General features: G+C 43.3%; 23 protein-coding genes. 14 read left to right on the top strand and 9 right to left on the bottom strand.

Annotated features, from left to right (window positions below):
- The first annotated feature begins 11 nt into the window (after window positions 1–11).
- The 6 genes from B050_RS0106135 to B050_RS0106105 all read left to right on the top strand — a co-directional run bounded on the left by B050_RS0106135 (window position 12) and on the right by B050_RS0106105 (window position 5,868).
- Window positions 12–734: an ABC transporter ATP-binding protein gene (locus tag B050_RS0106135; protein ID WP_018473018.1), complete on the top strand. Its 723-nt coding sequence runs from the start codon at window positions 12–14 to the stop codon at window positions 732–734.
- Between the two features lie 133 nt (window positions 735–867).
- Entirely contained in the window at window positions 868–1,422 is a 555-nt protein-coding gene (locus tag B050_RS0106130) for a cob(I)yrinic acid a,c-diamide adenosyltransferase (protein WP_018473017.1), read from the top strand.
- Window positions 1,423–1,426: 4 nt separating this feature from the next.
- Entirely contained in the window at window positions 1,427–2,500 is a 1,074-nt protein-coding gene (locus B050_RS0106125; protein ID WP_026235680.1) for a branched-chain amino acid aminotransferase, read from the top strand.
- Window positions 2,501–2,636: 136 nt separating this feature from the next.
- Window positions 2,637–3,155 (top strand): hypothetical protein, encoded by a 519-nt coding sequence (locus B050_RS0106120; RefSeq protein ID WP_018473015.1) that lies wholly within the window; start codon window positions 2,637–2,639, stop codon window positions 3,153–3,155.
- Window positions 3,156–3,490: 335 nt separating this feature from the next.
- A protein-coding gene (prfB, locus tag B050_RS0106115) for a peptide chain release factor 2 (RefSeq protein WP_157492592.1) occupies window positions 3,491–4,595 on the top strand; the annotation gives its coding sequence in 2 pieces (ribosomal slippage) (window positions 3,491–3,550 and window positions 3,552–4,595; 1,104 coding nt in all).
- Between the two features lie 52 nt (window positions 4,596–4,647).
- Complete coding sequence (locus tag B050_RS0106105; protein ID WP_044201879.1) at window positions 4,648–5,868, top strand: MFS transporter; 1,221 nt, start codon at window positions 4,648–4,650, stop codon at window positions 5,866–5,868.
- A 6-nt stretch (window positions 5,869–5,874) separates the two neighbouring features.
- Here B050_RS0106105 and B050_RS0106100 read toward each other — a convergent pair whose 3' ends face one another.
- From B050_RS0106100 to B050_RS0106075, 5 genes are all read right to left on the bottom strand, one after another.
- A complete protein-coding gene (locus B050_RS0106100; protein ID WP_018473012.1) occupies window positions 5,875–6,441 on the bottom strand; it encodes an acyl-CoA thioesterase in 567 nt (188 codons plus the stop codon).
- Window positions 6,442–6,889: 448 nt separating this feature from the next.
- Window positions 6,890–8,242 carry an MATE family efflux transporter gene (locus B050_RS0106095; RefSeq protein ID WP_018473011.1) on the bottom strand — a complete coding sequence of 451 codons (1,353 nt, stop codon included), beginning with the start codon at window positions 8,240–8,242 and terminating at the stop codon, window positions 6,890–6,892.
- A 117-nt stretch (window positions 8,243–8,359) separates the two neighbouring features.
- The gene (locus tag B050_RS0106090) at window positions 8,360–8,902 is read right to left on the bottom strand and encodes an NUDIX domain-containing protein (protein ID WP_018473010.1); all 543 of its coding nucleotides are present in this window, start codon (window positions 8,900–8,902) and stop codon (window positions 8,360–8,362) included.
- Between the two features lie 73 nt (window positions 8,903–8,975).
- Window positions 8,976–9,458 (bottom strand): Lrp/AsnC family transcriptional regulator, encoded by a 483-nt coding sequence (locus B050_RS0106085; protein ID WP_018473009.1) that lies wholly within the window; start codon window positions 9,456–9,458, stop codon window positions 8,976–8,978.
- A gap of 211 nt (window positions 9,459–9,669) precedes the next feature.
- Complete coding sequence (locus tag B050_RS0106075; protein WP_018473007.1) at window positions 9,670–10,863, bottom strand: tetratricopeptide repeat protein; 1,194 nt, start codon at window positions 10,861–10,863, stop codon at window positions 9,670–9,672.
- Between the two features lie 650 nt (window positions 10,864–11,513).
- On the opposite strand from B050_RS0106075, the gene B050_RS0106070 reads away from it, so the two are divergent.
- Window positions 11,514–12,131 (top strand): hypothetical protein, encoded by a 618-nt coding sequence (locus B050_RS0106070; RefSeq protein WP_018473006.1) that lies wholly within the window; start codon window positions 11,514–11,516, stop codon window positions 12,129–12,131.
- Between the two features lie 145 nt (window positions 12,132–12,276).
- Window positions 12,277–15,258, top strand: coding sequence for a glycosyltransferase family 117 protein (locus B050_RS0106065; RefSeq protein WP_018473005.1), 2,982 nt, complete (start codon window positions 12,277–12,279; stop codon window positions 15,256–15,258).
- Between the two features lie 234 nt (window positions 15,259–15,492).
- Here the strand turns inward: B050_RS0106065 and B050_RS0106060 are convergent, their stop codons facing one another.
- Both B050_RS0106060 and B050_RS0106055 read right to left on the bottom strand, forming a co-directional pair.
- Complete coding sequence (locus B050_RS0106060) at window positions 15,493–15,933, bottom strand: GNAT family N-acetyltransferase (RefSeq protein WP_018473004.1); 441 nt, start codon at window positions 15,931–15,933, stop codon at window positions 15,493–15,495.
- Window positions 15,934–15,947: 14 nt separating this feature from the next.
- A complete protein-coding gene (locus tag B050_RS0106055; RefSeq protein ID WP_018473003.1) occupies window positions 15,948–16,730 on the bottom strand; it encodes a class I SAM-dependent methyltransferase in 783 nt (260 codons plus the stop codon).
- A 49-nt stretch (window positions 16,731–16,779) separates the two neighbouring features.
- On the opposite strand from B050_RS0106055, the gene B050_RS0106050 reads away from it, so the two are divergent.
- Entirely contained in the window at window positions 16,780–18,027 is a 1,248-nt protein-coding gene (locus tag B050_RS0106050) for a GWxTD domain-containing protein (protein WP_026235679.1), read from the top strand.
- Window positions 18,000–18,782, top strand: a complete 783-nt coding sequence (gene rlmB, locus B050_RS0106045; protein WP_018473001.1) for a 23S rRNA (guanosine(2251)-2'-O)-methyltransferase RlmB — start codon at window positions 18,000–18,002, stop codon at window positions 18,780–18,782. The genes B050_RS0106050 and rlmB overlap by 28 nt, the downstream gene beginning before the upstream one ends.
- 644 nt (window positions 18,783–19,426) lie before the next feature.
- On the opposite strand, the gene B050_RS22835 is transcribed toward rlmB, so the two are convergent.
- Together B050_RS22835 and B050_RS0106030 are read right to left on the bottom strand one after the other, a co-directional pair.
- Window positions 19,427–19,861 (bottom strand): DUF2141 domain-containing protein, encoded by a 435-nt coding sequence (locus B050_RS22835; protein WP_018472999.1) that lies wholly within the window; start codon window positions 19,859–19,861, stop codon window positions 19,427–19,429.
- A gap of 52 nt (window positions 19,862–19,913) precedes the next feature.
- Window positions 19,914–21,152 (bottom strand): hypothetical protein, encoded by a 1,239-nt coding sequence (locus B050_RS0106030; RefSeq protein WP_018472998.1) that lies wholly within the window; start codon window positions 21,150–21,152, stop codon window positions 19,914–19,916.
- Window positions 21,153–21,452: 300 nt separating this feature from the next.
- On the opposite strand from B050_RS0106030, the gene B050_RS0106025 reads away from it, so the two are divergent.
- The 4 genes from B050_RS0106025 to B050_RS0106010 are packed head-to-tail and all read left to right on the top strand — an operon-like array spanning window position 21,453 to window position 25,540.
- Window positions 21,453–22,730, top strand: a complete 1,278-nt coding sequence (locus tag B050_RS0106025; protein WP_018472997.1) for a DUF4270 family protein — start codon at window positions 21,453–21,455, stop codon at window positions 22,728–22,730.
- Between the two features lie 6 nt (window positions 22,731–22,736).
- Entirely contained in the window at window positions 22,737–23,726 is a 990-nt protein-coding gene (locus B050_RS0106020; RefSeq protein WP_018472996.1) for a Kelch repeat-containing protein, read from the top strand.
- A gap of 15 nt (window positions 23,727–23,741) precedes the next feature.
- Window positions 23,742–24,803, top strand: coding sequence for a sensor histidine kinase (locus B050_RS0106015; protein WP_018472995.1), 1,062 nt, complete (start codon window positions 23,742–23,744; stop codon window positions 24,801–24,803).
- Window positions 24,800–25,540, top strand: a complete 741-nt coding sequence (locus tag B050_RS0106010) for a LytR/AlgR family response regulator transcription factor (RefSeq protein WP_018472994.1) — start codon at window positions 24,800–24,802, stop codon at window positions 25,538–25,540. Before B050_RS0106015 ends, B050_RS0106010 begins: the two co-directional genes overlap by 4 nt.
- The last annotated feature ends 202 nt before the right edge of the window (window positions 25,541–25,742 follow it).

Below are 25,742 nucleotides of genomic sequence, written 5' to 3'. Positions count from 1 at the left end.
CAATTTTTATTATGGGCAAGATCATAGAGACCTCGGAAATCAAAAAAACCTATATCATGGGTGCCGAAAAGGTAGAAGCTTTGAAATCCGTTACTATCGATATTGATAAGGGAGAGTACGTAGCTTTTATGGGTCCTTCAGGCTCGGGGAAGTCCACTTTGATGAATATCATCGGATGCCTGGACACCCCTACGGCGGGAAGATATGTCCTGAACCATAAAGATGTGAGTCATATGTCGGAGAACGAGCTGGCAGAAATCCGGAATAAGGAAATTGGTTTCGTGTTTCAGACATTCAATCTATTGCCAAGAGCGAGTTGTTTGGAGAATGTGGCTCTGCCGCTTATCTATGCCGGTTTTAATAAATCAGACCGTCAAGACAAGGCATTCATGGCCCTCAAGAGTGTGGGCCTGGAAGATCGGGTAAACCATAAGCCCAACGAACTATCGGGTGGTCAGCGCCAGAGGGTGGCGATCGCCAGGGCGCTTGTCAATGATCCTAGTATTATCCTTGCCGATGAGCCTACAGGAAACTTGGATAGCAAGACCTCTTATGATATCATGAATCTCTTCGACGAACTTCACCAAAAGGGGAATACCATAATCATGGTGACGCACGAGGATGACATCGCCCATTACGCTCATAGGATCGTAAGACTGCGCGATGGCCTGGTGGAAACTGACCTTGTCAACCCCAATCCAACAAAAAATAATTTTCATGCTGTAAGCAAATAGTAATAAAAATAATCAATTAAATTCTTAATTTTGCTGCTTAATTTCTCGGTAATCAAAGCCAATCAAAGAACATTCTTTGAAATGAGGAAAACAAAACGTGGGGCAGAGGGCTTATAGTAAAGGAGGGACGCAGATGAAGCTATATACGAAAGGAGGAGACGGTGGAGACACCTCACTTTTAGGAGGAAGCAGAGTATCCAAGTCGGATTTTCAAATCGAGGCTTACGGGACAGTAGATGAGCTCAATGCGCTTATCGGTTTGTTGACTGATCATCTTGTTGCGGAGCAGGAAGGACCCATCGCTCAGCTAAAAGAAGTGCAAGACCGGCTATTTACTATTGGCGCAAATCTTGCAATGGACCGATCGGGAAAGCGAGTGAGTAAGCCTGACCTGACTGAGGAAGATATACTTCAGCTTGAGCAATCCATCGATAATATGGATGCAGGACTGGCCCCATTGCAGAAGTTCATCCTTCCGGGAGGACACCCTACCGTTTCTTACACCCATCTCGCAAGGACGGTCTGCAGAAGAGCGGAAAGAAGAGTGGTCTCCATGCATGAAATTGCGGAGGTCGATCCTCTGATCATAAAGTATTTAAATCGCCTTTCCGATTATTTATTTGTATTGGGAAGACACATAGCAAAAGAATTAGGAGTAAAAGAGATTACTTGGGAATCTAGAGCTTAAGACTATGAATACAACAATAGACATCCAAATAAAGCAAACCGATCATTCCAAATTACCAGGGACTGATTTTGAAAACTTGAGTTTTGGGCAAATAATGAGTGACCACATGTTCGTGGCTGACTATAAAAACGGAGAATGGCAAGATTTCCGAATTGAGCCATATGCTCCCTTACTGCTTAACCCTGCCAACGCCACCTTGCACTATGGCCAATCGGTCTTTGAAGGCCTGAAAGCCTATAAGGATGGCGATAATAATGTGCTGATCTTCCGGCCTGATGCCAATCAGCGCAGGCTGAATGAATCTGCCGACCGGCTATGCATCCCTCAGATCCCTGAGGAGATCTTCATGGAAGGCTTACAAAAACTCCTGGAAGTGGATCAAAACTGGATCCCTAATAAGCCAGGCTGCTCCCTTTATATCCGTCCATTTATCTTTGCCACAGACGACTATCTAGGCATCAGACCTTCCTCATCGTATAAGTTTATGATCTTCACTTGTCCCGTGGGACACTACTATGCCAAGCCGGTATCTGTAAAAGTGGAAACCAAATATACCCGCGCAGCAGAAGGCGGCACCGGACAGGCAAAAGCAGCCGGAAACTATGCCGGATCCCTTTACCCTGCCCTACTGGCTCAAAAACAAGGCTATGATCAACTGCTCTGGACCGACGGGAAAGAACATCAATATATAGAGGAAAGTGGCACCATGAACGTCATGTTCATCATCAATGGCACACTCATCACCGCTCCTACCACCAAGGGAACCATTCTGAAAGGCATCACCAGAGATTCTGTTTTGACGCTAGCCAGAGAGTCCGAGTTGAGAGTGGAAGAAAGATTCCTTTCCGTAGCCGAGCTGAAGGAAGCCCTGGATGCAGGTACGCTTCAGGAAGCTTTTGGCACTGGTACTGCGGCCACCATCGCCCATATCCAAAGGATCAATGTGGCTGACCAGGATTATGAACTTCCCGAAAAACCAGCTGACTCCTTCTCCTATCGAGTATTGGAGATATTGGATGCTATAAAATATGGCAAGCAGGAAGACAGCCACGGCTGGATCACAAAAATATTATCTTAAAAGAAATTAAATATCCTAAAAGCACTTTAAAAAGATTTTTTAAAGTGCTTTTTTTATGGCAAATTACTATTTCCGACCATCAGGAATACGCTATCCTCTTCATACCTTGGCTTCTGCCACGCGCTAAATTAATTCTATGAAAAACCTCATCCCTGTAACGCTACTATCATTACTGCTGGGATGTGTCCTGACACTCCCTACTTACGGCCAAAAATACCTCATCCTTCAAAAAGGTGGTAATCAAAAAAGCCGAATCACCTACCATGAAGGAGATCTAATCAGGTACCAACCTAAGGACCTTAATTTTTTTATTGATGATCAAATATTAGAAATCAAACCTGATTACCTCATCCTGCGCGAAAATATCATACGACCCGAAAATATCGCCATCGTGGATGTCCGCTATAGCGATGAGCGGAACCAGACCATCAAGAACCTCAGCACACTGACCGCTGCCGCAGGATTACTATTATTTACCGCAGAGACTATCAATAGCATCTATCAGGAAGGCTCCCTTTCTTATAGTACGGGTGGCATCGTGATTAGCTCCTCCTTATTTGTAGGAAGCTTTGTGCTCTCTAAGCTTAAGCGTAAGTATTTCAAAAACGAAGGACGGAACAAAATTCAAATTATTCACTTAGAATTCGAGAATTAAAACCAATAGACACTACCCCTCCCGAACTGGCATACTGGCAATTTCAATTTCTGAAAAATTCCTCAAAGGGTTTCTTGTGTCCCATCTTCACATAGACTGGTTTAGAAAATGGCATTCCAATGAATAGCTTTTCCTGGAATCGTATCCTCAAAGGGCATGGGACCTGAAGACTTTCTTATCCAAAACTAGGGTACTTCCTGAGTGATATAGGTCAGTGCTGAAGTAGTCCATTGCAGAGGAAGGCGCAGGCACTTGGTTCAATGATTAGGTAAACTTGTAAAATTTACCGAAATTCGTCTTTTCAAAATTAGAACTGTAAACAACAAGCAACAACTATGACATCAGATCAGTTGAAAGACTTGAAGGCTCGTATCACGGCCTTGAGGAGGTATCTTTGACTACGATCGTAAGAAAGTAGAGATTGAAGATTTAGAGGCTGTATCCGCACAGCCGGATTTCTGGAACGATCCAGAAGAAGCGGAAAAAACCATGAAGCAAATCCAGGCCCGAAAAACCTGGACCAATTCATATGAAACAGTGGATGCTGCTGCCAACGACTTGGAGGTTCTGCATGAGTTCTATACTGCTGGTGATGTATCTGAGGAAGAGATCCGTAAGGATTATTCCAAGGCACTGAAGCAGGTAGAGGATCTGGAGCTGAAGAAAATGCTCAGTGGTGAGGAAGATCAGCTCAGTGCGCTGATGGAAATCAACCCTGGCGCAGGAGGCACTGAAAGTAATGACTGGTGCTCCATCCTCATGCGGATGTATATCATGTGGGGCGAAAAGAATGGCTATAAGGTCAAAGAAGTGGATCTTCAAGAAGGTGAAGTTGCCGGTATTAAGTCGGTCACCTTGGAATTTGAAGGCCCATTAGCCTATGGTTTTCTGAAGTCTGAGATTGGTGTACACCGTTTGGTAAGGATATCCCCATTTGACAGTGGCGGAAGGCGACACACCTCATTTGGTTCGGTATATGTATATCCAGTGGTGGATGATACGATCGAGATTGAAATCAACCCCGCCGACATTGAGCTTCACACGTCCAGATCAGGGGGTGCCGGAGGTCAAAATGTAAACAAGGTGGAAACTAAAGTGCAGCTTACGCATAAGCCTACCGGTATCGTGGTGGTCTGCCAGATCGAAAGATCCCAGCTTGCCAACCGTGAAAAGGCCATGCAAATGCTAAAATCCAGGCTCTACCAGATGGAGATGGAAAAGCGTAATGCTGAACGAGCCAAAATCGAAGCGGGTAAAATGAAGATTGACTTTGGATCTCAAATCCGGAATTATGTCCTTCACCCCTATAAGCTCATCAAAGATGCACGGACGGCACATGAGACTTCTGATGTGCAATCGGTACTCGATGGAGGCCTAAATGAATTTATCAAGGCCTATTTATTGGCTCAAAGTGAGGGAGAAGTCGAAGACAGATCCTAAGCAAAAGCTTTAGCTAACTACTATTATTCAGAAAAGCGCATCGGTCTCCCCGATGTGCTTTTCTTATTTTCATAGCCCAACCCCAGCCCTTGTGTCAAGAATAATCCCTGCATTTTTTACTTTACGATTTTTACAGTTATGCCTAAGCTCCTTCTTGTTCTTTGCAAGTTTCAATATGATCATACCAGAGCTTCCTGACTATCTCACCAAGCTAGGAGGGGAAGATTATAAGGGACTTATCATTGCTTTATTCACCCTTACGGCAGGTTTATCGAGACCATTCAGCGGTAAGCTAGCGGACAAAATCGGTCGGGTGCCCGTGATGATATTCGGTGCAGCGGTCTGCTTATTGGTAAGTTTGCTATACCCCATTATCTCCAGTGTCGCAGGGTTTTTACTCCTTCGATTCTTTCATGGCTTCAGTACAGGATTCACCCCTACGGGAATTTCGGCTTTTGTGGCAGACATAGTGCCTTTTGACCGACGTGGAGAAGCCATGGGTTTGCAGTCACTATTCAGCTCGCTGGGTATGGCAGCCGGACCAGCATTTGGAGGTTTTATAGCTGCAAAATTCGGTTTAGACCCACTATTTTATTGCAGCTCTGCCGTAGCCTTGATGTCCATCCTGCTTCTAATAAGACTCAAAGAAACGGTCGCAGAAACAGTTCCTTTTAGTTTCCGTCATTTCCATCTTAAGAAAAATGAAATCATCGAAAAAAGGGTCCTTGCCCCCTGTTTTGTATTGTTTTTCAGCTATTTATCCTTCGGAATTGTATTAACCATCATTCCTGATTTTTCGGTATTCCTTGGCTTTACCAATAAAGGGCTTTTCTTTGCTGTATTCACCCTCAGCTCTCTGGCGATCCGATTATTAGCAGGGCGCACCTCAGATCGCTATGGCAGAACACCCGTATTGCGAGCGGCTACCGTTTGCCTTTTCCTGGCGATGACGACCATCGCACTTAGTCAAAGTGGTGAGATGCTAATCTTTGCCGGGGTATTATTTGGCTTTGCCATGGGCATGACCTCCCCCACCATCGCTGCATGGACCATCGACTTATCCCTTACCCAGTTTCGGGGCAGAGGCTTAGCGACTATGTATATCGCCTTGGAAGCAGGAATTGGTCTGGGAGCCTTAGTTGCCGGATGGGTATATGCCAATAAATATGAAAACTTCCCCTTGGTCTTCTCCATTGGAGCAGCTGGTGCGGCGATTGGATTTATTTTCCTATTGATCTACCGTCCCAAGCCTCTGGAGGCCAAAGCCCTCTAATCGGTATTATTCCTTCATTCTAGACACACAACGCTGGTCTTTAAGCAAGGACGCCACATCCTGCTTGTCCCAGTTGGACTTGATCTCCTTCAGATTGGTTTCGTAATTTTGCTTAAACTTACGTCGATAAATCGCCTCCACGAATCGGCGAACGTCAGTTGCGTTCTCTAAAATCAGCTTCGGCACCATCGTGGGCTTATCGTCATCACCCTTAGCCACCATGGTGAAATAGCAGGTATTGGTATGTTTTACCAGGCCAGATTTCACGTTTTCAGAAATCACCTTGATCCCAACGACCATGGAGCTATTCCCCACATAATTGATTGAGCCCATAAGAGAGACCAATTCACCTACTTCCACCGGCTGCAAAAAATCCACCGTATCTACTGAAACGGTGACGCAATAGGCGCCACTATGCTTGCTGGCGGTCGCATAAGCTACCTTATCCATTAAGGAGAGCAAAATCCCCCCGTGTATTTTCCCTCCAAAATTAGCGTAAGAGGGTATCATCAATTCAGTAATTGTGGTCCTACTTGAGTCCGAGGTCCTGGCATTATCCATTTCTTTATGCATAGTACTTATCTTATGATCTACAGCCTTAGGGCTGATAATTAGTTCTATTTTCAATCAAGCTAGCCACTAGGTCCGGTCCTCCACCTTACAGCCACCGAAATCCCCTCTCTCTATATTAGAATAAGCCCTAAGGAAAAACCAGGTTTATAATGGGCTATTGACCTGCTTCTATAAAGTTGACAGCAGTACCATGCCTGCGATAGCTCGAATTTAATCAGGGTTCTGAACTTGTGGTAATTTCTCAGGCTTACTTTGGGATGAATGATCCATATAGAGAAATCTTCAAGGCAGAAACCCCATCAAAAAACGACAAAAGAACCTTCAATAACAACTATAGCCCTAAAAAAGACCCCTTACCAAGTTCATATTTAGCTAAGCCTAGAAAAAATAGTCCTAAAAAAAGGGTATAACAACATAATATATATTCATTATACCCTTCGGCAATTTCTTAGCTGGCCTCATTTTTCAACTTAAGACTGAGCTGATGGAAACGATAAAGCAGCATACCTCCCGTCAGGGTAAGACCTATCAAAAGGCCATACCAGACGCCTCTAGCACCTACCCCCCAGTGAAAGGCCAGCATATAGCCTAAAGGCAGTGCGATGACCCAATAGGCAATCAGCGTGATAATGGTAGGAACCTTCACATCCGACATACCACGCAGAGCGCCAAGGCCGACCACCTGAATACCATCAGAGAGCTGAAATAATCCCGCAATTACCAGCAGACCACTGGTCAATGTTACCACTTCTACATCTGAAATATAAAGTAGCGGCAGGTAATTTCTCAAACCGATAAATACAAAAACGAAGCCTATCATAAACATCGCCACCATCGCAAAGGCGGTAAAACCTACTTCCCTCAAGGATTTAATGTCATTCTTACCCAGCTGATTCCCTACCCTGACCATCGCTGCGGCAGATAGGCCAGAAGCCATCATATAACTTATGGAGGCAAGATTGATCGCTATCTGGTGCGAAGCAAGGGCATTTACCCCGATCCATCCCATCATAATGGCCGCAGCACTAAAGGCTCCCACTTCGAAGACAAACTGAAAACCAGTAGGAACACCGATCTTTAGCAATTTGCTAAACATGGGGAAATATAATTTCTTAAGGTCAAAACGCAGATCATAGGGATGAAAATGCTTGCTTTTATACACAAACCAAGCCATCGCTATAGCCATCAATATACGAGAGATAAGCGTCGCCCAACCGGCACCATTCAAGCCCATAGGCTCAAAACCCATATTCCCATAAATCAAAACCCAGTTTAAGAACACATTCACGACATTACAGGCGATGGTGATAATCATGGCCTCTTTGGTTCTACTTAGGCCTTCTGCAAACTGCCGAAAAGTCTGAAAAACCATCAGTGGCAATAAGGAAATGGTGATGATTCCTAAAAAGGGAATAGCAAGCTTCACCACTTGTTCAGGCTGCTCCATATGATGCAAGAGCGGGCTGCCCAGCACAATCAATAGGAATAAAATCACCCCGGAAAAGGTATTAATGATCAATCCATGACTGAAAACCCGGGTAATCCTGCGTGGCTTGCCTTCTCCATCCGCAGCAGCTACCAAAGGTGTCATGGCCATGGACACTCCTGTCCCAAACATCATCACCACAAAGAATATACTATTGGCAAGTGAGGCGGCGGCCAAAGGCTCGGCCCCTAATCTCCCCACCATCATACTATCTGCCACCCCTACCAGCACCTGCCCCAGCTGACTGAGCATCACAGGATAAGCTAGCAAGAAGGTCTTCGAAAAGTGCTTCTGAAAATTTATTTGCTGCAACATAAGGTAAACATTTCTCTGCTAAACAATAATCGGCTTATATAATGTAACCATCATATAAGCCGAATTAGGTACTGTAAAACCGACACCTTTGCGGTTTTATATAATTAAGTATAACTCTTAGATATCCAATAGTCTGGCGACCTTCAGCAAGGCTGCCACGGTGATCACATCGGTAATCTCCCCGCTCATGACCATATCCACCGCTTCCCGTAAAGGTAGCTTTTTGATTTGGATTTTTTCGGTATCCTCAAACTCTGTTTCTCCCTGACTTAAGCCCTGCGCCAGGAAAGCAAAGCCTTCCTCATCCGTCACGGAATTGGAGGTATGAAAACGCATGATTTCGGTCCACTTTTCGGCGGTCAGTCCCGTCTCCTCCTTTAGTTCTCTCTTGGCACTTTCCAGCAGCGACTCGCCCTCAGGCCCACCGCCCTCGGGGATTTCCCAGCTATACTCGTCGATGGTATACCTGAATTGCCCCACCAGCCAGGTATTCATCTCCTCATCCACAGGAATAATGGCCATGGCTTTATTCTTAAACTTCACCTTTCCGTACTGACTATCAGTCCCGCCGGGGGTCACCACCTCATGTTCTTCGAGTTCTATCCAAGGATTTGAATAAATAACCTTCTTCGATTTTGTTTTCCAGGGATTTTCTTCCATTGTTTCAATATATTTTACACAAAAAAAGGGCGACTGTTAAGCCACCCTAATAATGATCTTGATTTATAACTTATTATAAAGGGATTGGCAGAACTTTGCTGTCCTTGAAAGTACTTAGGATCACCATAGACTGCATGGAATCCACTTCCTTGATTTCACTTACTTTTTCAAGCATCAATTTCTGATAAGAGATAATGTCCTTAGAAATGATCTTCAGGATAAAATCACCTGTACCAGTGATGTGATGACACTCGATTACTTCAGGAATAGAATCGATCTCCTTGATGAAGGCATCGATATTGGTTTTGTTGTGACCTACCAGGCTCACTAGAACGAAGGTACTCACCCCTAATCCAATTCTCTCAGGATCTAGTTTGGCATGGTAGCTTTTAATAATTCCCGACTGCTCAAGTTTCTTCACACGCTCCAAAGTAGGGGCTGGAGAAAGACCAATATCTTTCGAAAGTTGAGCATTGGTGATCTTCGCATTCGCTTGAAGAATTTCAAGTATTTTGCGATCAATTTTGTCGAATTTTACTTTTATGTTATTATCCATGATTTAAAGAATTTGCAGAATTTTATGTGGTGCAAAGGTAATATAATTTCAATTTATTTTAAAGCATTTCGAGTTAAAAAACGACCATTTATACAAAATATTGTTTATTTAAGCCTCGAAAATTTAGAACTTTTGATCTATATAAATGCTATTCTAGAGATTTTTTCAAATAATCTCCTGTATCATTTACTACTAGACGAGTGAAATTGAATTAAAGTTTATTCTTTTTCATATAATCTCTAGCTTCCTTATGTGCGGGGTGTTTTCGCTTGGCATATTTCTTCACTTTTTTGAAGTAATCCTTGGCTTTTGCCTTATTCCCAAGGGCCGTTTCGATCTCCCCCAAATGCAATAAAGCGAACAGGTAATACCCACTCTCTTGGCTCTCCGACTCCTCTCCATACGTAAGCGTCAACTCATAATATTTTTTGGCATTTGCCTGATCTCCGATACGCTCATAATATTGACCTACAAAGAAGGCGGCATACCTCCCACTATTGGCTTCATAGCCCAACTGGCCTTTAGCTATCCTGTCCAAGATATCCAGGGACACGTCTTTTGCTTGGGCATTTTGACCTACAGCATATAGTTGGCGGGCATAGAACCGATGGAAATAAGGGTTATTGGGATACTTATCATGAAGGTACTCCGTGATCTGCATGGCTTCATAAGGTCTATTTTCTTCTGAAGCATAGAGTCTAAACAAGAAATACTGTGCTTCCACCCTCGCATAGAAGGCGTTTTTGGACACATCTTCCAGCTGTTTTAGTCCCAAAGCCTTATTCCCCTTGGGAAATAGTGCCAAAATAGGCTTCATCAAAGGATAATTCTCCGGGATCCATACGGAAAAATAATTAAAGAGCGCATCACCCAAAAGCAATTCCGGACTCAACTCTTCTTCCCCTTTGCTCATTTCCATATATTTCAGGGCATTTTTGCCTGCGATAGCGGTAGCGGTCCAGCTGTCCCGCTCACTCAGCAGGCGCCCTTTGAACCCATAGGCGGCTGCTAAGAAAAATGCTGCTTCTTTGTTTTCGGAATCCTCATCAAGCAAAACCTCAGCCTTCTTGATGGTTTCTTCCATAAATCTCAGAAAAATAGCATCGTACTTTTTGTTTTCCATATCCGGCACAATCTTCCACCACTGCGCCAGCCCCATCAGAAAATAAGGCAAGGGATGCTCGGGATAACTATACCGCATGACCGCAAAACCCCTCTCGGCTGTTTCAAAGTCAAAATTATACATGCTGTTGACCGCCTCTGTGATTCTAAACTGCAGGCCCTTATCCAAAAGCAAATAACCATTTGGCTTGACCTCAGTCACTGTATCTACTGGCAAAGTCTGGCCTAGCACTAGCTGGCTACTCAACAGCAACATTAATAGAAAACCAATTATCTTATGCATCAACAATTTTTTCTGCAAAATTACATCCTAACAATTTACAAGTCCGGGTTTTAATGGAAATCTTTCATTTGATCCACTTAATTTCTCCTCTCCCCAAAAACCGAATAAATTACTGCCCTGTACGATATGGGTAATTCTGCATTCGAAACACCTATTCTATCTTTAACGCCCTCCTTCACCAAATCATTGTTGGTCTATGGATTATTTATTAAATCAGAATTGTAAACTGATTTCACCCCTATTTAGTTTCCATATCTTAAAAAATATTATGATTATTTGATTTTGAACCACTATTATTCTCCTTATCGCGTTTCCAAGGCATTTATTTAAGCCCTCCCAATGCCAGTCTGCTACTTTTTACTTTTCGATAGCTGAAATGATTTAAAATAGTGGCTGGAATCCCCTCGCTGATTGGCTTGGTTTTAGGCAGATAAAAAGGATAAAATGAAGCTTAAAAAAATATCATTTTTCACCATCAAGCCCCTCAATTTCAGGCCAAATCACTAAAAACACCTACAATGAGAAAAAAAACAGGCTTTTTTTAGCTTTAAATCGCATTAAATAGGGTTTTTTCTTTCAAAAACGCAATAAAACCGTTAATCTCGTGTTACATATTCGAAACCAACTAGATTTACCAAACATAGAAGAAGATGAAGAGAAGGATTTTACTCATGCTAATGGGATGCGCCATGCTGGCTGCTCCATCGATGGCTCAGGACAGCGTCGCGGTACAGGAACCCACCAGGTCGCTGAGCGGAGGTACCATCGAAAGCCAATTTGAATACCTCAATGAGGCATCAAATAATTATCAAGAGTATAAGGTGGTCAAGAAGACCAATTTGGATAAGATAAAGGATAATATTCTCGACTCAGTTGGTGTATATAAGGATCAGATCGTCGAAAAGAACGCCATGATCAAAGAGCAGCAGGCAAAGATCACTGCGCTTAATACTGGAATAGACAATACTAATAATGAACTAACGTCGGCCCTGGAGGCCAAAGACAGCTTTTCTTTCTTAGGATTACAAGTGTATAAATCGACCTATAGCACGATCATGTGGAGTGTCATTATTGGCTTGACATTAGGTTTGGGATTTTTCATTTTCAAGTTTAGCAAAAGTCATAAGGTGATTTCCGAAACCCGTAAGGACCTGCTGGAAACCAAAGATGAATTTGAAAATCATCGTAAAAACACCCTTGAGAGAGAGCGTAAGCTGAAGCGCCAATTGGTGGATGAGATGAACAAAAAACATGGGATAACCTCCTAAACAAAAGTTAAAATATCTTATAAAAGGGGCAAGCATCGTTTGCCCCTTTACTTTTAATAGGATTCTTTAGTTATAATAAAGGCATAAGCCCGATAATTCCTGAATAATTTTTTATTTTCGCCTTTCACAATAGTGTAACTCAAACATGATCAATTACAGAAAAGTCAATAACCTCACGGGGTGGATTGTATTTTTATTAGCCACAATAGTGTATATGCTTACTATTGAGGAAACTGCAAGTTTTTGGGATCCGGGTGAATTCATCGCCGTAGCGTATAAGCTGCAGGTTCCTCACCCTCCAGGAGCGCCATTTTTCTTGCTTATTTACAGAATGTTCTCCTTTTTAGCCTTTGGAGATCCACTGGAGGTAGCCTATTGGATGAATGCAGGTAGTGCCTTATTTTCGGGGCTTACTATATTGTTTTTATTCTGGTCCATCACCTTATTAGGCAGGAAGCTTTTTAAGGTGCAAAAAGGCCAGGAAACCAAAGCTCAGGTGCTTTCACTGATGGGTGCGGGGATTATAGGATCCCTAGTGTACACTTTCTCAGACAGCTTTTGGTTCTCTGCCGTAGAGTCCGAGGTATATGCCATGTCCAGTTTCTTCACGGCTATTGTGATCTGGGCCTTCTTAAAGTGGGATGTCATCGAAGACCAAAAGGATGAAAACAGGTATATGATTTTCATTGCCTACCTGGTAGGCCTATCCATTGGTGTCCATTTGCTCAATTTGGTCACTCTGCCTGCACTGGCCTTAGTCGTATATTTCAAGAAATTCCCAAAACCCACTCTTTTAGGCTCCTTCATCGCCTTTATCCTTGGTGGTGTGGCATTGGTAATCATCAATAATATCATTATCCCTGGCCTTCCAAGCCTTGCAGGAAGTATGGAAATCTTCTTTGTGAACAGCATAGGTTTGCCATTTGGCTCAGGCATCATATTTTTCGTGCTCATCGTTTTGGGCGGGCTAATCACAGCCTTGCTCTATAGCATCAAGAAGGAGAAGGTAATCCTCAATACGGTATTGCTTTCACTGACTTTTATCCTCATCGGATACGGATCCTATGCGCTGATTGTCATTCGTTCCAATGCCAATACGCCAATCAATGAAAATGCCCCTAAAGATGTCCTAAGCTTCGTAAGTTACCTGAAAAGGGAACAATACGGGTATAGACCGCTGATGCATGGCCAATACTTCACAGCAGAGGTTACCGAGCAGAAAGAAGGAGAGCCGGTATATGCCAAAGGCGAGGACAAATATGAAATTGTAGATTACGGTATTGTCACCAAATACGATCCTGAAAAGACCACCATCCTGCCAAGGATCTACTCCACCCAGCCAAACCATAAGAGGCTTTATCGAAGTAAATTAGGGCTGCGTGAGGGTGAAGAGCCTACTTTTGCAGACAATATTGCCTTTATGCTTAACCATCAGCTTGGCCATATGTATTGGCGCTATTTCATGTGGAATTTTGCTGGAAGGGAGAGTGATATCTCCGATGCCCCATGGATAGGACTTACAGGAGCACTAAAAGATTACCCCGATTATATCACCTCCAATAAGGCTCATAATATCTACTTTATGCTTCCTTTATTTTTGGGAATAATAGGTCTGTTCTTCCAAGCAAAACACGATAGCCAGTCCTTTTGGCTCACCATGATGCTCTTCCTGATGATGGGAGTAGTGCTGGTACTCTACCTAAATTCCCCTCCGGTGGAGCCGAGAGAAAGGGATTATATATATGTAGGTTCATTCTACGCCTTTGCTATTTGGATCGGAATGGGGGTATTGGCCATAGCTAAGGCCATAGAAAAACTCAACAAAAATGCAGTAATGGCCTCGGTGATCGCCACGGTAATCGCCCTGCCTATCCCTGCCCTGATGGCCGCCCAAAACTGGAATGATCATGACCGCTCTGACCGCTATTTCTCCGTGGACTCTGCAAGGAATTTCCTGGCCTCATGTGAAGAAAATGCGATTCTATTTACCGGCGGGGACAATGATACCTTCCCACTCTGGTATGTGCAGGAAGTGGAAGGCTTCCGTACCGATGTGCGGGTGATCGTCCTGAGCTATTTTGACACTGACTGGTATGTGGAACAAATGACGCGACCGGTAAATGAGTCTGCGGCACTTCCTTTCTCCTTAGAAAAGAAAAATTATAAGAGAGGGAATAACGATGTCATCTACGTCAATGACAGCCAAGGCCTGGAGGCAATTTCTGCCAGGGAATACCTGAAGCTGCTCAAAAACGAAAGCGACCTACTTAAAGTAAGGTCAGGATATAAGAATACCATCTATCAAGTTCCTTCTAGAAATCTAATTCTGGATGTGGACTCCGCACAGGTGATCCAAAAAGGAATCATCCCTCCGGGAATGGAAAACCTCGTGGTGGATCATATGAACTTAAAGGTAAAAGGCAGCTACCTCACCAAGGGTAACCTGATGCTGATCGACCTGATCACTTCGAATAACTGGGAGAGACCTATTTATTTCAATAATACCTCCCTCGCTTCCATTAGCTTGGACCTGCAGAATCACGTGATCATGGAAGGACTCACTTACCGTCTCCTTCCTATCCAGAAACCTGCCAACGTGGAAGAATTTGTCAACACTGATTTGGCCTATCAAAATGTAATGGAGAATTTTGCCTTTAGAGGCATGAATAATCCTGACAATTATTTTGATGAGGAATACAGAAGGTTCACTTCCAATCACCGTAGCATGTTTAACAGCCTTACCACCGCATTGATCATGGAGGATAAGCTGGACCAGGCAGCAGATGTGCAGAAGTTAAGCTTGGATAAGTTCCCCAATGCGGCCATTCCATATGACCTCTCCAGTGGCCAATCTGTCCCTCTATTATTTGAAGTGGGTGAAGATGATCTGGCCTTGGATATCATAGAGGTATTGGCAGATCGCTCCTTTGATATGCTCCAATACTACCAGGAAGAAGGCAGAGCCATGGACCGTGAGGCGATGATCTCGCTGGAAATGATGAGGTTCTTTGTGCCACTCCTGCAGGAAAGGGGATATGATGAGCTATCCACCAAAATGCAGAACAATCTAGACAAAGTACTCGGGCCATCCGGCTCCCCAAGGGGCGTACTTCAAAATAATAAATAAGAAAAAAGCGGCGCAATTAGCGCCGCTTTTTTTATGTCTTTTATACATTTAGCATAGCCAGTGTGGGGGAATGCCTATCAAGATTGCTTTTTCATCCCCTTGTATAGTTTTGATTAGGCTGCGCTAATGGCATGGATTCATCGGGAAGAGATCAGTTTGCAGTCTGCAAAATAGGAAAAACTCAAGCTAAGCCCTTGATGCTAAAAACCTATTGGGAAATAGAACACCCCTATTTCAGTCCATTAATTTGAGAAAAAGCACAGGGTGTGGATTTCCTTCTCCGTCTAGCTCAGCTCTTCCGACACTTTGGAAGCCTAATTTGCTATAAAACAGCTGAGCTCCATTATTTTCCTCGTTTACGTCCACCTTATCCACCTTCCATTGCTGGATGGCAAACAGCATCAGGGCTTTACCAATCCCCTGCCCCATGGAGTTAGGATGGACGAATAGCATTTCCACCTTATCCGCCGCGCGGCCAAGGAATCCAGCGATGCCACCGGTATCGGTACGTACACATGCCAGCTGCATCAAGGGTAAATAATTCTCCAAAATGAGTGGTTTCAATCGCTCAATTTCTCCTGGGGCCAAAAAATCATGTGTTGCTCTGGCAGCAGCCTCCCAAACCTCAATGAGCGCGGGAAAATCTTCCTTACTTAGGTTTTGGTCAATAATCATAGGGCTGATAACTATTACGCTTCTTTTTTATGAAGAATATAAAAGAGGTCCAAGCCCTGGTCGGGATGATCCACTAGTAGGTAGTCCTCGTGATGAATATTCGTGACGGCAGCGCCACCTTTCTTATGAAGTTTATTTCTATTCATCCGATTAAGAATCTCATAGGGCATCCTCAGTACTGCTGCGGGCAATTTATGCTGAAGATCAAAAACATCAAAACGCATAATTTTATTGACAGACTTTCGGTTTTCGGCATGGTAGGACCACACTTTATCATTACCACCGATTCCCTGAGCCTCCACTTTATCGAATAGGGCTTCGCAAAGGTTAATCAATTCTTTGGCGGTATATTCACGGATATGCCAAGGATTTCGGCTAAGGGTATGTCTGATATTGGGAGTGGAAATAATGGCTTTGCCGCCAGGCTTCAGCACTCTATATATTTCCTCTAAAAACAAGCGGTCGTTTTCGATATGCTCAATTACCTGAAAGCTCACCACGGTATCATAATGATCCGAGGGAATGGTCGTCAGCGGGGGAATTACAGCTTGCTCGAATTTAGCATTGGGGTATTTGGCTTGAAGATTCTGGATGACCTCGGGGATTTTGTCCAAGCCGAGATAGGAGTTTACTGCACCCGCTAGCTCCTCCACTCCACGCCCTTCTCCGCAGCCAATCTCCAATAAATCTCCTTGGACCAAAGGTTTTGCTGCAATGTATGCCTTTAATAAGCGTTGATGAATAGGGTTATCACTAACCAACTTATCAGAAGCTATTTCCGTTGTATAGGTAGCCATGTAAATTTTTATTATTTTGAACAAAAATAAGGTTAATTTTCAAAACCGAATGATGATTAAGACAAAGACACCAAAATTAAAGCTAATAGCGGCCCTCATCCTACTGGGTATCAGCGCTATTCCCGCTTTGGCACAAAGCAGCTTGAAAAATATCAATCAAAATTTGAGGTATTCGCGTTATTCTCGGCTTTCGCCAAAAATCATCCCTATCAAAACGGGCGAAAGAACTTTTAAATTACAGATGCCCATCGAAAAAATAGAAGAAAATCCTGTCTTTGACGATTATATTTTCTCCTATGCGGTAGTCAGTAGTTTCTCGGAAGAGATCAATGAGAAGAATATCATCCCACTCACTAGCGATAGGCTGGTAAAAGATACCGATCGCCATTTCTATTTCGAAGAAGAGGTAAGTATTCCTAGTGGGCAAGAGGAGGCCTATGTGATCCTGGTCGCCAAGGACAGTCGTCAAGGAGATCAATACAGCTATCATACAGACCTGATCAGCCCCTTTGTGACCGACATTCCGGAATTTGGGGCTTATTATGATAATGGTATTCCCTTTGACCAAACGTATATAAATAAAGGAGAAGCTTTGATCTTCGACAGTGAAAAAAGCATGAGTCTCTTTCATTATTTCTATCCTCAGCGATTTGACGTTCCCTTGCCACCAATGGAAACACGTGCGGCACCTGTGCCGAAGGATATAAAAATAGAGGACAAGGGAGATTTCTTAATCAATGTCCCCCAGCCTTTCCCTGATCAGGGCTATTATTTCATCCAATCTGACACCAGCAGTCAGGCGGGAATCTTGCTGAAGACCACGCCCCAGGCCTTTCCACGTGTCAATGATTATGATGAGATGGTGGATAAGCTCGTATATATTTCCACCCGTAATGAGCATGAGAAGCTCCGAACTGCTACCGATAAGAAAAAGGCTTTGGACGCTTATTGGCTAAACTTGACCAAGGACCCCGAAAAAGCCCAAGGCATCATCAAGGAGTACTTCCAGCAGATCGAGTTTGCCAATATCTTATTTTCGGACTTTAAAGAAGGCTGGATGAGCGACCGAGGGATGGTCTATATAGTAATGGGTCCTCCAAGTCAGGTATTTTTTGATTTGGATAAGGAAATTTGGATTTATGATGATTTAGGGAGTAAATCAAAAAATAACTTTACCTTTGCCCGAATAAAGAACATTTTCACACCAAATTATTATAAGCTTAACCGCTCCAGAGCCTATCAGCCAGAGTGGTTTCAAAGTATCACACTATGGAGAAGCGGAAAGATGGCTTTCTAATTGAAAAAGGAGCCCACGAAAAAGACTATATCTTTGGCACCAGAGCAGTGATGGAAGCATTGCATGCTGAGAAGGACCTAGACAAAATACTGGTTAATAAAGAACTGAACAACGATCTGATCAAGGAATTGCTCGGATTGGCCAAAGCAGCCAAGGTGCCGGTGGTACGGGTACCTGAAGCCAAGCTAAACCGCACCACACGCAAAAACCACCAAGGCGTGGTAGCGCATATGTCGGCCATCCAGTATGCCTCTATAGACAATGTCATCGAGCAATGTTTCTCTTCAGGAATCGATCCATTGATCCTGGTATTGGACCGTATCACCGATGTGAGAAACTTCGGTGCGATCGCCAGGACTGCCGAATGCGCGGGAATCCATGCCATCATAATACCAGAAAAAGGAGCGGCTCAGATCAACTCCGATGCGGTAAAGACCTCCGCAGGCGCACTAAACCACCTCCCGATTTGCCGGTCCAAAAACCTGCATTTCATGGTGAAAGACCTCAAAAAAATGGGTCTAAAAGTGATTAGCTGTACAGAGAAAACAGAAAAAGGAATGTATGAAGGGGATTTCACAGGCCCTCTAGCCTTGGTGATGGGATCGGAAGAAGATGGTATCTCTGAAGACTTAATGGAGCTAAGCGACGAGACGGTAAGAATCCCAATGAGTGGCAATATCGAAAGTCTTAATGTATCTGTAGCCTCTGGCGTACTGATCTATGAAGCTATTAGACAACGCGCTATTAAAGCATAATTACGCTTAGGCGTTAATACAAAAAGGGCTGCTGATAGGATCAGTAGCCCTTTTTTTTGTCAAGCGACGAAGTTCCTATACTGCACCCAAGACCTTATCAGGGGGAATGGTGCTTAGTAAGGTTTAAGCCAATTACTTGCTAATAAATGATATCAAAGGGTTTTTATGCTTATAAATGAAGTAGCGAGACAAAGCTATATGCGACCCCGTCAGGGTCGAATTGATCCCGATAATTATTCCTTGGCTATAAACATTTGACCTCTTCGAGGTCTAGATTCCTCCATCTTCTATCCTTTTGTATTCATAAAACTAGCTACTAATTGACCCCAAGGGGGTCGCATATTTATAGAAGAAAGGAAGAAACAAAATGTTCGACCCCCAGCGGGGTCGAATGCTTATTGACTAAGGACTGAGACAAAGCTATATGCGACCCCACCAGGGTCGAATTGATCCCGATAATTATTCCTTGGCTATAAACATTTGACCTCTTCGAGGTTCATCCCGGGACTTTCCTTTGATGTGGGCTCTATCGGTTGGATCCCTATTTTCATGAGATTGGAGTTTTAGAATCCAGCCCTTAGGGAATGATTCCATAAGTCTATCTCAATGGATAAATATGAACCTATACACTGCTGTCATTTATATTATTGCTCAGTACCAGCATAGCAGAGCTCCATGTCAAAATGCTGTAAGTCCTGCTGGAGCTTCACCAAGTGACTTTGTGGGCTTCTGGATTTTTTGGTACAAGAGAAATCTCCTGAGAAGCCGTATCCCTCACGAGGGCTGCCAAAGAATGAATAGTCCATCTTACCATTTTCATTCACATCATGAAATACGGCAATAAGGTAATCTCCAGAAGGCAATCCATCGAGTACCACCGGCAGGCAATCATCGCTAATATCAAGGACTTTTTCCAGCACAGGAACCAGCTCATCATCAGCCAATATTGCCTGATCAAAAACCTGTATTTTCAGGCTCCCTCCTTCCTCAAAGCGTAGGTTATTAATGGTAATGATGGCTTGATATTCTTCAAGCGGCGGCTGCCAAAACAGCCATAAAGGCAGTAAGATTGAAAGCATAATTTAATGAATATAATATAGGTGATAAGAAGCCGATAAGGAGAATTTGGATTTATTGGTAGGCACTTTTCTTAAACCAAATATCTCCTAAGTTAAAGTTTAGGGTGATGCCATGAGTCACCTCCCGAGAAAGCTGGGATATCTTCCCCTTTTGTTCATACTGATAGGATATGTTTACCCTGGTGAAGCCATGGATAGGCATTCCCAACCCTAAGCTAGCTCCTTTGACCGGTACCGTGGAACCTTCCGAAATGATATATCCGGTATCATAGAATAGTCCAGCGGAGAAATTCATTCGTTTTATAAAGTCAAGACTATAAAAATCAGGCAGCAATTCTGCTCCCAGGCTCATACGATGTGATGGGGTATAAGCTTCCTGCTGCTTTTCAAAGTACTTATAGCTATAATCTGCCGCAATGAGCCATTTTGAATTTTGATAGGAAATCCCTCCTTTCACCGCACTTCCAGCATAGATGATTTCCGAGTCCTTTTCGATTTCATAAAGGGTGCTGTCCGAAGTAGGTAGATAGGCCATCGTGGTGGTCTGGGCTTTTAATTTTGCGGGCAGCTGATACGTCAGACCCATGGTCACCTGTCTTTTTTGAGTTTTCACGGGAGACCATTGCAGGCCCAGGTCCATTCCATATCCATTATAGTTGTCCCGATCATTCATCGTAAAATCCACCACAGTACCATTAGTGATCTCATTGGTATCATAGTAAGTCTCGTGATTGATATGCCCAAAGGCATAATATGGCCTAAGGCCAAGGCTAAGCTTAGGGAACAGATCATAGGAGAAATTGGCAAAGACCTTATTGATATTACCATAAGCGGAGAGAGACTTATCAAAGGAGGCAGCATTACCCTCAAAATAAGTCTTTTCCATAAAGCTATAATCAACGGTGGACATGGGCATAATCCCCAGCGAGAGCGCCGACTTCCTGGAAGTCCTAAACCAAAATGAAAGCAGTGATAGGGTGGTCTGATTAATCAATACCTCCTCAGTGCTGGTCTGGATATTCATCAGCCGATAATCCACTTGGGCGTCCACCATAAAATTATAAGCGCTAATAGAAGTACCATTGGCAGGGTTGACCGTATTGAGAAAATAATTGGATCGGACACCGACGCCCGTTCCTGCTAGCCGACTTGCCTGACCATAATTATCCTCCCCCAGCAGTCCCAGGCCATAGGAGGAATAAAGTGAGCCGTCTCCCCTCTGGGCAAACAGCTCACTACTAAAAATAAGAAAACAAACACTACAACAAAGTATCTTCAGAATGGCACTCATAGATGTTTTTTTTGATCGCAAGGTACTTTGTCATTTGTTTCTCAGGAATAATAATAGACCAACCGTCAAATATCCCCGATAAGAGGAGCTCTCACCTCTTCAAGGTCTTTATCCCTTCACCTGAAAGTATTGGAGCAAGGTCAAATGAGCCCTAAGGGCTTTTTGGCAGGATTAGGTGTCCATAAAGCGGGCTTTCGTCGGTGAAATATGCCTCTAAATCTATTTTTTCGTCGTAGAGTTTTCCTATTTGCTTGTTTTGCAGCAATAGAATTGTACTCGACCAGAAGTAAAAATCTAATTATGCAAAAACTTAAATCCCTGATATGGGCATTAATTCCATTAGTGACCTGGGGCTGTTTCGAAAATGAATCGCTGACAGAATCGCAGATTGTCGTAGATGGAGACGAGCTCGAGTTACGGCTCATTGAATATACAGACGTGTCGGGCTTCACCTATTTTGATGACTCCCTTGCGAGCAATGCCAGCGGAAGCTTTCTCTTAGGGAAGCACTATGAACCCTATCGTGGAACAGTCCAGGCCATTCCCTATATGGAAATGGGCCTCAATGGCGTCAAAAGCATAGACGAAGAGGCTGTGCTGGACTCCACCGTGCTGGTATTATTCTATAATAACTATCACTATGACACCTTACAGGGCTTCGATATAGAGGTCTATGAGCTGCTAGAGGAGATGGAAGCTGACGATGATGGATACATCTATTCTTTCCAGGAATACGAGCACAGCTCATCACCGCTCCACAGCAGCACGGTCAGGGTGATCCCCCACCGTGATTCGCTGACCATCACCATGCCGGTGGATTTTGGCCAACGGTTATTCGAAAAAGGAAAGGAAAAAGAAGGACTTTTCGAGTCCAATGAAAATCTCTGGGACACCTTCCTCGGACTGGTACTGAAGGTAAATGAGCAGAGCCCACTCGTGAGCTTCACCTCACAGTCCTATTTGGGTTTTTATTACCGTATTCCCAGCGATCTGGACCAGGGCGCAGATCAGGTGAAATTGATGGTGAGTGGAGGAGAGAATCATTTCACTCATTTGAATATTGACAGGAATTCGGACTATTTCATTGACCCAAGGCCCTATACTAATATCCCAATGGAATCCTCAGGAGAAATGATGATGGCCGATCAGCTGATGGGCGCTTTTATGCGGATAGAAGTACCTAATATCCACGAATTACTGGAGATCTCGGGCGATTATTATATCACTTCTGCGAGTCTGCGGCTACCCATCAAACCCAATACCTATGATCAGTACCTGAACATCCCGGTCACCTCGGTCAATGTATGGGTTGGGGATAAGAAAAACAATTATATCCAAAGTCTGGGGACGATTTCCCTTAATTCATGGGATGAGCAATTTCAGGAGAAAACCTATTATGTGATCCCAATCAAGAGCTTTCTTGACTATAAATTATCTCAGGGGATCAATAATCAGGATGCACTAATCATCACTGTGCCTACGTCTGGCACCACGCTGGGGCTGCAATCCTTGCATATCGCAGAAAATTCATCAGAGCAAAAAATAAAAATAGACATTACATTTCTTCCATTAAATTAAACAAACATGCAAAGAATTAAATTATTGGTTTGGCTCCTAGGGCTAGTAAGTATATCGGCATTCAGCTCCTGTGTAAGCGAGGAGGAAGAGACCTCCGAAGGTAACTGGGTACGCAGGTCGTATTTTGATGGGAATAATCGCTCCAATGCAGCTGCATTTTCCATTGGCGATCAGGCATATATCGTGGGTGGATACACGGGAGATGACTACCTAAATGATGTATGGCAATACAATGCTGATGGAGATTATTGGGAAAGAAAAGGAGATTTCCCCGGAGCTGCCAGAAGTAATGCCGTGGCCTTTGCGATCGATGGCAAGGGGTATATTGGCACTGGATACAATGGCACAGATAAGCTAAATGACTTCTGGGAATACGACCCTCAGACGGATAGCTGGAAGGAAGTAGCTCCTTTTGGAGGTACCGCAAGGTATGATGCGGTTGGCTTTTCTTTGGTAGGAAAAGGTTATATTGGCACCGGATATGACGGCAGTGAGCAGAAAGACTTCTGGCAATATGACCCCACCACTAATAGCTGGCAGCAAATCATCAGCATGGGAGGCGCGAAGCGACAGGGAGCTGCCGTATTCGTAATTGACGAGGTCGCTTATGTGGGTACCGGCGTCAATAATGGAGCCTATGAATTTGACTTTTGGGCGCTGGATGGTAACAGCCTGCAGTGGACCCAAAAGCAGGATTTAGATTATGATGACGATTACGTAATTTACAGATCCAATGCCAGCGCATTTACCATAGGAGCATTTGGCTATATCACCGTCGGCTATAGAGGCTCCATCGTCGGCAGCACCTGGGAGTACCATCCTGGCACCGATATCTGGGAAGAGAAAACTGAGTTTGAAGGGTCCTATAGAACAGGAGCTTCTGCTTTTTCGGTGAACAATGAGCGAGCCTATGTATTATTGGGCAAAAGCTCGAGCTTACGTTTTGATGATATTTGGGAGCTTGAGCCATTTGTCGATTACGATGAAGAAGATTAAACTAGAATACCCTAAATGATAGCAGTCAAAAAACAGGTTTTGCTAAAAACCATCATTCATATACTAGTGCTGGGGATCATCATGTCCCCAGCCTTTTCATTTTTTATCAGCTCGGACCCTTTACCCGCTTCACTTTTCAATTTCAGCATCACCAATTTCAGCCTGATTTTATTTTATATTATCAATGTGATTTGGCTGGTACCGCAGTTTATCCTGAAAAGGAAGTACTTATACTATACACTATTTGTATTAGCCTGTATGCTCCTCTTCATAGTGACCCAACATTATTTCCGAGACATGCCTGAAATGGTAGACGGCCGGCATATGGGCAAATTTGCCGGTCATGGAAGAGGCCCGGATCGACCCCTTTGGATATTTCTTCCGAGTTTCCTTAAGTTCCTGATGATTATGGGCCTTGGCACTAGCATAGAGCTCATATTGCAGTTCGAAAATGAGCAAAAGAGATTTGAGGAAATGCAGAAACAAAAAGTCATCAAGGAGTTAAACTTTCTTAAAAATCAGCTGAATCCTCACTTTTTATTTAATGCTTTGAATAATATTTATTCTCTTGCACACAAAAAATCGGAGGACACCACACCAGCCATCTTGCTACTCAGTGATATGCTGCGCTATGTGCTCTATGATTCGGGAAAAAACCAAGTCACCCTGGCCCAGGAAGTAGCCTTTATTGAGAACTATATCAACTTAGAAAAACTAAAATACAATCCTGAGACAGCGCCCAGGATCAATTGCAATTTTGAACTTCAGTCGGAGGACTATCCTATCGAGCCGCTGCTATTCATCACGCTCATAGAAAATGCCTTCAAGCATGGCATTAGCTACCTCAGCCCCTCATTTGTCTTGGTCTCATTGGTGGAAGATGATAAGGAAATATTACTCTCTGTCGTCAATAGTGTAGGGCTACAAAAAGACGGGGTTTTCACCAATACTAATCCCCAAGGGCTAGGTATTGATAATTTAAAAAAACGAATGGAGCTCTTATATCCAAATAAACATAGCTTTAAACAGGTTTATGAAAACAGTACTTTTAAAAGTTTCTTAAGCATCAAAAAATGAAAATCAAATGTATCATCATAGATGATGAAACGCTAGCCATCGATATTTTGGTAGATTATATTTCTAAGGTGCCCATGCTGGAGCTCATTGGAAAATACGACTCGGCGATCAAGGCGATGGACTGCCTGATGACTCAGCAGGTGGACCTTATGTTTTTGGATATTAATATGCCTGATATCAATGGAATAAAATTCTATGAAAGCCTGCCGCTGAAACCTAAGGTTATCTTCACCACTGCTTATAGTGAGTATGCGGTAAAAGGTTTTGAGATCAATGCCGTGGATTACTTATTGAAGCCTATTAGTTTTGATCGTTTTTTTAAGGCCATCAGCAAGATCATGAATCTTCCAAAGCCTGATCTTAAACCAGTAATTGGTAGCCCAGCCATAGAGAGCCAGGTGGATAATAAGGGATATATCTTTGCGAAGGTGGAGCATAGCACCATCAAGATCAACCTGAAAGACATCTCCTATTTTGAAGGGTTCAAAGATTATGTGAAAATCCACCTGATCGATGAAAACACGCCGATCCTGACCCTCAACTCTATTAAGCATTATGAAATGAGCTTATTTTCAAAGGGCTTTATTCGGATTCATAAATCCTTTGTGGTGTCTATAGATCAGATAGAAAATATAAGTCGAAACAAGGTTAAAATGATTCATAAGGATGTTTTCATTAGCATCGGAGAATCCTATAAGGACATATTTTATGAACTGGTGGTGAAGAAAAATTTATAATTCCAGCTATTATAATGTCCATAAATCTGTACCCAGGAAACCCTACTCTTTCAGCATCGCATTTTTATAGATCAGTCTTAGGGTAATGCGAGACATTTATTTTAAGAAGATTTTTACAGCCTCACTATCGGCTGTGGGGTTATAGCCAAATTCCTTCAAAGGAGCCTTTAGGCTTAAATATTGCAGCCTTAAGAAGCTAGGA

This window comes from Echinicola pacifica DSM 19836 (genome assembly GCF_000373245.1).
GTDB classification, from domain to species: Bacteria; Bacteroidota; Bacteroidia; order Cytophagales; family Cyclobacteriaceae; genus Echinicola; species Echinicola pacifica.
The sequence above is the reverse complement of the archived record's forward strand: the minus strand, read 5'-3'. Positions and strand labels throughout refer to the sequence as shown.

Bases quoted from the DNA above. Each gene is read 5' to 3' on its own strand.
- B050_RS0106010 (WP_018472994.1), top strand. From the start codon at position 24,800: ATGAAAATCAAATGTATCATCATAGATGATGAAACGCTAGCCATCGAT.
- B050_RS0106015 (WP_018472995.1), top strand. From the start codon at position 23,742: ATGATAGCAGTCAAAAAACAGGTTTTGCTAAAAACCATCATTCATATA.
- B050_RS0106070 (WP_018473006.1), top strand. From the start codon at position 11,514: ATGAAGAGAAGGATTTTACTCATGCTAATGGGATGCGCCATGCTGGCT.
- B050_RS0106050 (WP_026235679.1), top strand. From the start codon at position 16,780: ATGATGATTAAGACAAAGACACCAAAATTAAAGCTAATAGCGGCCCTC.
- B050_RS0106065 (WP_018473005.1), top strand. From the start codon at position 12,277: ATGATCAATTACAGAAAAGTCAATAACCTCACGGGGTGGATTGTATTT.
- B050_RS0106025 (WP_018472997.1), top strand. From the start codon at position 21,453: ATGCAAAAACTTAAATCCCTGATATGGGCATTAATTCCATTAGTGACC.
- rlmB (WP_018473001.1), top strand. From the start codon at position 18,000: ATGGAGAAGCGGAAAGATGGCTTTCTAATTGAAAAAGGAGCCCACGAA.
- B050_RS0106120 (WP_018473015.1), top strand. From the start codon at position 2,637: ATGAAAAACCTCATCCCTGTAACGCTACTATCATTACTGCTGGGATGT.
- B050_RS0106075 (WP_018473007.1), bottom strand. From the start codon at position 10,863: ATGCATAAGATAATTGGTTTTCTATTAATGTTGCTGTTGAGTAGCCAG.
- B050_RS0106125 (WP_026235680.1), top strand. From the start codon at position 1,427: ATGAATACAACAATAGACATCCAAATAAAGCAAACCGATCATTCCAAA.
- B050_RS0106100 (WP_018473012.1), bottom strand. From the start codon at position 6,441: ATGCATAAAGAAATGGATAATGCCAGGACCTCGGACTCAAGTAGGACC.
- B050_RS0106135 (WP_018473018.1), top strand. From the start codon at position 12: ATGGGCAAGATCATAGAGACCTCGGAAATCAAAAAAACCTATATCATG.
- B050_RS0106130 (WP_018473017.1), top strand. From the start codon at position 868: ATGAAGCTATATACGAAAGGAGGAGACGGTGGAGACACCTCACTTTTA.
- B050_RS22835 (WP_018472999.1), bottom strand. From the start codon at position 19,861: ATGCTTTCAATCTTACTGCCTTTATGGCTGTTTTGGCAGCCGCCGCTT.
- B050_RS0106020 (WP_018472996.1), top strand. From the start codon at position 22,737: ATGCAAAGAATTAAATTATTGGTTTGGCTCCTAGGGCTAGTAAGTATA.
- B050_RS0106030 (WP_018472998.1), bottom strand. From the start codon at position 21,152: ATGAGTGCCATTCTGAAGATACTTTGTTGTAGTGTTTGTTTTCTTATT.
- B050_RS0106095 (WP_018473011.1), bottom strand. From the start codon at position 8,242: ATGTTGCAGCAAATAAATTTTCAGAAGCACTTTTCGAAGACCTTCTTG.
- B050_RS0106090 (WP_018473010.1), bottom strand. From the start codon at position 8,902: ATGGAAGAAAATCCCTGGAAAACAAAATCGAAGAAGGTTATTTATTCA.
- B050_RS0106105 (WP_044201879.1), top strand. From the start codon at position 4,648: ATGTGCTTTTCTTATTTTCATAGCCCAACCCCAGCCCTTGTGTCAAGA.
- B050_RS0106055 (WP_018473003.1), bottom strand. From the start codon at position 16,730: ATGGCTACCTATACAACGGAAATAGCTTCTGATAAGTTGGTTAGTGAT.
- B050_RS0106085 (WP_018473009.1), bottom strand. From the start codon at position 9,458: ATGGATAATAACATAAAAGTAAAATTCGACAAAATTGATCGCAAAATA.
- B050_RS0106060 (WP_018473004.1), bottom strand. From the start codon at position 15,933: ATGATTATTGACCAAAACCTAAGTAAGGAAGATTTTCCCGCGCTCATT.